General features: G+C 59.2%; 8 protein-coding genes. 4 read left to right on the top strand and 4 right to left on the bottom strand.

Translation table 11 applies throughout. The features are described 5' to 3' along the window. Positions 1-323: 323 nt before the first annotated feature. Positions 324-755 carry a hypothetical protein gene (locus tag F6X39_RS37220; protein ID WP_262414931.1) on the top strand — a complete coding sequence of 144 codons (432 nt, stop codon included), beginning with the start codon at positions 324-326 and terminating at the stop codon, positions 753-755. A gap of 318 nt (positions 756-1,073) precedes the next feature. After that, positions 1,074-1,520 (top strand): GreA/GreB family elongation factor, encoded by a 447-nt coding sequence (locus F6X39_RS35475; RefSeq protein WP_262414930.1) that lies wholly within the window; start codon positions 1,074-1,076, stop codon positions 1,518-1,520. A 227-nt stretch (positions 1,521-1,747) separates the two neighbouring features. Here the strand turns inward: F6X39_RS35475 and F6X39_RS35470 are convergent, their stop codons facing one another. Both F6X39_RS35470 and F6X39_RS35465 read right to left on the bottom strand, forming a co-directional pair. After that, entirely contained in the window at positions 1,748-2,338 is a 591-nt protein-coding gene (locus F6X39_RS35470; RefSeq protein WP_262414929.1) for a cytochrome d ubiquinol oxidase subunit II, read from the bottom strand. 431 nt (positions 2,339-2,769) lie between these two features. Beyond that, positions 2,770-3,246: a hypothetical protein gene (locus F6X39_RS35465; protein ID WP_187620057.1), complete on the bottom strand. Its 477-nt coding sequence runs from the start codon at positions 3,244-3,246 to the stop codon at positions 2,770-2,772. Positions 3,247-3,828: 582 nt separating this feature from the next. Between F6X39_RS35465 and F6X39_RS35460 the strand changes: the two genes are divergently transcribed. Beyond that, complete coding sequence (locus F6X39_RS35460) at positions 3,829-4,269, top strand: response regulator transcription factor (RefSeq protein WP_260330610.1); 441 nt, start codon at positions 3,829-3,831, stop codon at positions 4,267-4,269. Positions 4,270-4,329: 60 nt separating this feature from the next. Here the strand turns inward: F6X39_RS35460 and F6X39_RS35455 are convergent, their stop codons facing one another. Further along, on the bottom strand, positions 4,330-5,001 hold the full coding sequence (locus F6X39_RS35455; protein ID WP_187620056.1) for a response regulator transcription factor: 672 nt from the start codon (positions 4,999-5,001) through the stop codon (positions 4,330-4,332). A 452-nt stretch (positions 5,002-5,453) separates the two neighbouring features. After that, complete coding sequence (locus tag F6X39_RS37755; protein ID WP_410450740.1) at positions 5,454-5,735, bottom strand: ATP-binding protein; 282 nt, start codon at positions 5,733-5,735, stop codon at positions 5,454-5,456. Positions 5,736-6,201: 466 nt separating this feature from the next. On the opposite strand from F6X39_RS37755, the gene F6X39_RS35450 reads away from it, so the two are divergent. Then, on the top strand, positions 6,202-6,627 hold the full coding sequence (locus F6X39_RS35450; RefSeq protein ID WP_184037089.1) for a hypothetical protein: 426 nt from the start codon (positions 6,202-6,204) through the stop codon (positions 6,625-6,627). Positions 6,628-6,904: the final 277 nt, after the last annotated feature.

The following is a 6,904-nucleotide window of genomic DNA, read 5'->3' as shown; positions in this document are numbered from 1 at the left end:
ATTCAGCAAATTGACGGATGAGAGCGTAGTTGAAACCGGCAGCGGCCTGCTGCCGGTGACTCGTGAGGGTGGCGCGCGCCGCGGAACTACCTGAGACCAACCTTTCGCCAGCGACCGTGCGTGAGAAAGTCGAGCGCCACTTGCGGAGTGGCAAACGCTGGGCGCATCAGGCGATAGTCGGCTACTCCATCACGACTTGCGTGATGGGCGTCCGGCCCGCGTGCCGAACAAACTCGAGATCCGTTGCGCTGCCTGTGCGCAGGTCTTTAGCCGCGCGACCGAACAGCGGCGGAATCGGATCGTCTTTGAAGGATCGAGAACCCATGAGAACGCAAACAAAACGTCTGAATGAGAAGCCGACGGTCAGGCAGGAACGCTCCGTCACAATCAGTGGCCAGAATTTGGCCTCGCAGTGGAACGTTTCGCAAAGCAGGCGCATCGGCTCTGTGAGCTATCAGGCTGAACATCAGGGCTACCGTTTGACGGCCCGAGCAGAACCCGTGGAGAGTGCGTTGCACGCGGCCCATCTTGTGATCGAAGGGCCGGGCTGCCCGACACAGCGCTGCTTCCACGCGCTGGATTATTTCTACGACCCAGCGCACGCCTTGCAGTACGCGATCCGATGGGGACGGATATGGGTCGACCACCGGCTTACGAAAGTCGCCCCACAGCGCGTCGTATCGGCAAGCCCGGCAAGCAGCGCCGAACTGCTTTTGAAAGAGGAACGTACTAACCGGGCAGGTGATCATGAATGAATCGTCAGGCGAAAAAACACTCCGTTTTATTGCTCGGAAGGCAGGACGTCCAACGGCGGCGCTTGTCTACTGGCTTGACGTGACGGAACCGTCTAGTGAGGCGAGCTTCACCGAGATAACCCGGCGCTTCGCTCCCCTGATGCAGGTCGTCTTTCCTGACGATCGACCCGGTGCGTTCGTCAACCGGAGCGCGTTGCTCGATATACAACATTTGGGAACCATCGATCGGCTCATTTTCTTGGACGGTTCGTGGCTCGACGTATGGAATGACCGCGATTGCGCGGATATCTGTAACCTGTTTTCCAGCCGGAGGCACACATGTTGTCTGCCAAAAACATTTCGATCACGGCCATAACCGGCCGCATGGAAGGCCAGCCGGTCGTGTCCGAATCCGACATGGAACGACTCCGGGAATGTGCGCACCTGCCGAGGGTGTCACCGACGCAGCGCGCCCTCCTGGACGCCATGGAAGCGACAGCCTTGTTTGTCGATTCCGCCGAGATACCACCGGACGTCGTCACGATGAATACAACGGTCGAATGTACGACCACCGACGGCACTGAGACGCATGAATGGACGCTGGTTTACCCGCGCGAGGCCGACTATCAGCGTGGGCGACTGTCCGTTCTCTCGCCGACGGGCATCGCACTGTTGGGTGCGCGTTGCGGACAAGTCATCATGTGCCTTCCGCCGAGCGGCGTGCCGGTTCATTACGTCATCAGGAAGATCCTCCTGCAACCGGAGAGTCGTCGCTTATCAGGCTGATGATATCGGGAGGAGGCACCGAAGAAACTGCATAGCGTCGCTAGCGAGCGCCCCTCAGTTGGCCCCGTGTCGCCCGTTCAATTCCGTTTGATTCGGTTGGTCAAGGGTCAAGGGGGCGCTAGCATGACTGTCCTCAAGCTGCTGTCATTTTTCTCGCTGGCGTTAGCGGTGATGTGGATGCTGGGTGGTGGCATCACCGTCTTTACGGCGGTCAATCACAAGATTGTCTACTCAAAACGCCGAGATGCACCGAAGAATGAGTGTCCGGCATCACTCCTGTTGCCATCACGGCCCTGTGGCCGAAAGGATTCACTTATCCGCAGTTCCGCGTCGCTTTCATACGCCAAGGCGAACCGCCGCAGGAGGCCACGGGGAAGGCCGAGATGCTCGCGTTGGGCATCGAGCGGGTTTCGGCCCACCGAAGCGGCCGCGACGATAACAAGCGGCATGAGCCGACGCGCCGCAGCGCGGCCGAACTCCTGCAACGTACGGTCACCCTTGAGCACGAGCCGACCCGCGCCCAGCGTGGCATATCCCAGGCTGAGCGCCACACCGCACCACAACGGGAACGCATCGCACCACTCCAAACGACTGCCTGTGTATCGCAGGTTCATAACAGGAATACCCTGAGCGTACGTTCCGACAGAAACGCCCTGCATGAACGCCGCAAGTAGCGAACCCGCAAACAGCATCACATCCCAGACCCATCGCGATCGTTCTGCTTTGTGACTGAACTCGATCGCCACGCCGCGCATGATCAGGCCAGTGAGCATGCGGGCCAGAGGACCATAGCAGATTTGTGCTGTTCGGGCGGGCAATCAGCGATACCGAAGCTCCCCGTTAGAAGGTCTGCTCGACCAGGTGCCGCGTCGTTTCGACAGGAAAGTTCGGTTGTTTGCTCTTCGGGCTACGACTCAATATCTCGTCCACTTTAGTTTCCACCAGGTCGTTTATTGGGAACTAAACACTCCTGCGCAAATTGAACGAGACGAGCACTCGGACCTCAGAAAGGCCGACTTGACGTCGAGTGCTACCGGTGAAATGAGGAAAGTCGGATAGAAATGTATTGACTACTATTGGATGCAAACTCTGCAAAGGTCGACGGTTCTCCGGTAGACGTTCCGCTTAAGCCATGGGACATAGGTGTATTCGTCGTAAGCGTTCGCGCCGACGTAGATCCAGTTATGCAAACAGTTGGACATGAAAGTCACCTCAAAATGAAGGTTGGGGAAAAAGCGTTGTCGGCGTGTCAGTCGCGCGGCGGCAGTACGGCTACTTCAAAAACGTGACTGTGGTTGCGCTTGTCACGACCATTCCTGCCGGACGAGGAGAACGCGCAAGCGAGAAACAATGTTTTCGTTACGCAGTCGATGAACGAGACGGCTGGTACCAGGAGCGAGTCTGTGAGCTCAAGTGGGATGGCCGGACCGACTGCAAGCACGCTCATCGCGCACAGAAAACAGAAAACGGGCCGCGCGAAGGGGGCGTCGCCTACGACCGCGAGTCCAGACACCACCACGATCAGGCTTGTGCCTACTGTCGTGCCGAGTGCCGCGTCGCTGTCGGTCAATGCGAAGTCCAAAGATATCTCGATCAATTCCCACCAGCAGACAACAAGCGCCGAAATGGTGACTGCGAGCCCGGCCGATCCGCCGATGCTGTTGCCGTTGGACGCCTTTGTTTCCGCCCGCGGAAAACAGCGATGACCTATGCGTTTGCTAAACATGGTTAACCTTTGACGGGCATGCCGAGACGAAAACGTGTGTCTCCAACACGTAACGCATCTGAGCCTGTCGACGCACACAACGACTTGCAGGTCAATGCTCACCGATAGGCGGGGGCGGGACCCGTCGTGCCTTTAAAGGGAGTCGACTTGTAAGCAGCACCGCCTATGATTGCCAAGATAGACGGCCGGGTGGTATCGAATCCATTCTGCGAGCGTTTGGACTTTCGCCCACCGTTGTTTGTCGAGCTCATACGTCGGTATGGCTCGGCTTACCGTCAGTCTGAAAGATCCGAAGCGTAGGTTTTTGCGTTTGAAGACAACGTCGACGCGGGCCGCCGTGGAGCAGTTCCGTCGCGATAATCGGTAATGGAACTTGCCGGACTGCGCGTCTCGCTCCGCAGAAGACTCTAGCAACCGTAAGGAAAAGATATGGGGACAGTCAGAAGAGGTTCGGGGGCAACATTCCGAGGCAGCGCCCGGCGAGTCTCGATGCGGGGGCCGACGCACTGCGTCTCATCATTCCGGAAGGGATAGTCAGACATACGTCGGTATGATGGACAAGTCGACGCTCCAGGGTCTAGATTGAATAAGCAATCATTGGCAAGCGACCTTATGTCCTCCCGAAGCCCCTCGCAACGACAGCCGCGGGCTTCCGTTTCCGGGATCGTCTGGATTGTCGACGACGACGAATCATCCCGCCTGGCGCTCGAAAGCCTGGTGCAATCGCTCGGCTATTCGACCGAAACTTACTCGCTGCCTTCGGACTATCTGGCGGCGCGGGCGTCGCACCTTCGCACCGAAAACGGAGTCCTGCTTTCCGACGTCCGCATGCCCGGCATGTCAGGACTGGAGTTGCTTGACCGTCTTGTCGCACTGGGCGCCGCGCCGCCGACGATCTTCGTGAGCGCGTTTCCCAGCGACGCGCTGCGAGCGCAGGTGCAGTCCAGCACAGCCATCACGCTGCTCGACAAGCCCGTGGACGCGGCGCTCCTGAAGCGAGCACTCGGCAACGTCGGGATTTAGGCAGGGGCGCTCAAAACAGCGTTTTCGGACCTCTTTCCGTCAATGGTGGCTGGCGCGAGCCTAAGGGCGCGGCTTTGTTTGTCGCCGCCCAATTTCGAGTGCGACGGCCTTGAAGACGAGATCCGGGAGTGAGCGCGCGCCCATTTTTTTCATCAACTGGCCGCGATGGATTTTCACCGTGATTTCGCTCAGGTTGAGTTGCGCGGCGATCTGCTTGTTGAGCATTCCGCTGACCACCAGCGCCAGGATCTCGCGTTCGCGCGGCGTCAGCGAGGCGTACGCGGCGCGTACAGCCGCGAGGCCGTGTTCCTTTTCGAGGCGTTGCGAGTCTTTCGAAATTGCCTCGGAAATCGCGTCGAGCATATCCTGGTCACGAAACGGCTTCGGGAAAAAATGGAATGCACCAGCTCTCATTGCTCGCACCGACATTTCCATGTCGCCGTGCCCCGTCATGAAGAGAACCGGCATTTGCAGTCCCTCGCGTGCCATCGCCTGCTGGAACGCCAGACCGCTTTCGCCTTTGAGCCTGACATCGAGGATGAGACAGCTCGGGCCGGCGGGTTTGCGAAACGTCATGAATTCCTGCACGGAACAGAACGTCTCGACGGAATACCCGACGGACTCCAGTAGATCGCACAGCGCGAGGCGGATGGACTCTTCGTCGTCGACGACGAAGACTGTCGAGCCGCGGATTCCACCCGTGGACGACGGTACATGCCGATCGGTAGCCATAAACGAGTCCTCAACACGCCAGAATGCGGCGAACTGACGAGACATTTCGCCCGCTTGACAGAGACGCGTCCGCGCCGTTTTGCGCCCATAAGACGCGTTTCAAGTATGACACGGTAAAACGAGAGTGGGGTAGATGCCCGAATGGAGCTTTGCCGCCGCCCAAGCGGCCCGCTACCCTTGCATCTACGTCTGCAATGCGTCGCACGAAGCGGCTAGAACATGAACCGCGGCATGGGGCGAGGGATACACCCTCTGTTCGGAGCTTACTATGTCGTCGATGCCAGAGGCGTGCTGCAGATTTACCTCTGCGCGCCTTGGCAAGCGCAGCCACCCGGCCCCGCTTGACGCGGGGGCAGCACAAGAGCAGGAGATACCGGAAAACAGCTGCTGTTGGCCGCTGCATGCCCCGGCAGCACAAACGCAGCCGCAAACCGCCCCTGCCGCCGCGGGCTTTAAACCTGCGGTCTTAGGCGCGCTGAGTTGCTGCACGCGGACAATCGTGCCGTTCGACAGGGATGGCGAAGCGAAACACCGCACTGCCAGGCTTGTTCGGCGCCTGCGTCGATGCGCTCGCCATGAGTCTCGGCGATGGACCTGCAAATCGCAAGGCCCATGCCCTTGCCTCCCGCTTTCGTCGTATAAAACGATTCAAAAAAGGTGTTCCAGCTCTCCGTCGCGCAGCCCCACGCCGGTGTCTCATGCTTCGAGCGATGGTATCCGGCGCTCGCGGGCAACGATCACGCTCACCATATCGCGGCGTAGAGCCCCCGCTTTGGCGCTGTGACCCGGGAGAGCTGCTCGAGCAGCATGCGGCTACGGCCCCACAGTCGCCCACTCGCGTCGCGTACTCAATCGTTATCGAAATCTCGAAGGCGGAGCCTATACGCCCGTATATTCACGCAACTCTGAACACCGTGCCGGTGCATCCCAACGTAGAGGCGTTCCTTCCTTCCGTGTGATAGCCCAATTTCGGTCGCGGCTGTACCGTAAACCCATGCCCGATGCAGCCGCGCTTTGCGCCTGGAACGGCCTCCGGTCTGACTAGCGCAGGCGGCTTCGAGCCAAATCGAGGTTCCGTCAAGACTTCGCGTCGCTTGTATTCGCAGCAGCCCCTTTGCCCCGGCGGCGACGTTTGATACTTAGAGCGCAGGCTGCCCGTTGTCAACGACTGGCCGATGCGAAAGACGCAAAGAGGTGGACATGAAAAGCCGGAGCTTCCTGACACATCAGGAGATTTTCGACCACGCTGTAGAGCATTTATTCGGCCAGGCGCGAGCCTCCCTGCTGCCTCGCGGCGGCGGCGCCTATCGAGGCTACTGCGGTAGCTGTCCGGTCGGCAGCTTCATTAAGCCGCGCGACTATATGACGGCAATGGAAGGCGTGCCCATCCGCTACGTCGCAAAACCGCCAAAGGACGTGCCGGCTTATATGGATATCGGTGTCGCGGCGCTCAAGCGCGCGCTGCTTCGCTCGCGCATCGATGTGTCCGATCCGGTGACTGTCGAATTGCTTAGTTGTCTGCAGAACGTCCACGATGTATTTGGCACATGGGAATGGAGTGAGCGGCTGGCATCAATTGCTCGACAATTTGCCCTGTCGGCCACGTTTCTGAAAGCCGCTGCTTGAGGGTTGCAGGTGTCGTGATGCAGTGCGCAAGAGAGATCTACGAGCGCGTCAGCGCTCATCTGCTTAACCAGGAGGCCGTCTCGGAGGACGAGAACGGCTCATGCCGGCTGCGCGGCGACAACGACCGCGAGTGCGCGGTCGGATCGCTCGTTAGGGAAGCGCTGATTTATTCAGCTCGGTGGTCATCGTTGGCGTAGCTGAGGACGTTATAGAAGGCAACTCACGGAACAGACTCACGATGATGAAGAGGCAGATCGGCTTCGCCGAAGCGGAAATT

It is taken from the genome of Paraburkholderia sp. UCT2, from assembly GCF_014397665.1.
GTDB classification, from domain to species: domain Bacteria; phylum Pseudomonadota; class Gammaproteobacteria; order Burkholderiales; family Burkholderiaceae; genus Paraburkholderia; species Paraburkholderia tuberum.
The sequence above is the reverse complement of the archived record's forward strand: the minus strand, read 5'-3'. Positions and strand labels throughout refer to the sequence as shown.

Bases quoted from the DNA above. Each gene is read 5' to 3' on its own strand.
- F6X39_RS35465 (WP_187620057.1), bottom strand. From the start codon at position 3,246: ATGTTTAGCAAACGCATAGGTCATCGCTGTTTTCCGCGGGCGGAAACA.
- F6X39_RS37220 (WP_262414931.1), top strand. From the start codon at position 324: ATGAGAACGCAAACAAAACGTCTGAATGAGAAGCCGACGGTCAGGCAG.
- F6X39_RS35475 (WP_262414930.1), top strand. From the start codon at position 1,074: ATGTTGTCTGCCAAAAACATTTCGATCACGGCCATAACCGGCCGCATG.
- F6X39_RS35455 (WP_187620056.1), bottom strand. From the start codon at position 5,001: ATGGCTACCGATCGGCATGTACCGTCGTCCACGGGTGGAATCCGCGGC.
- F6X39_RS35450 (WP_184037089.1), top strand. From the start codon at position 6,202: ATGAAAAGCCGGAGCTTCCTGACACATCAGGAGATTTTCGACCACGCT.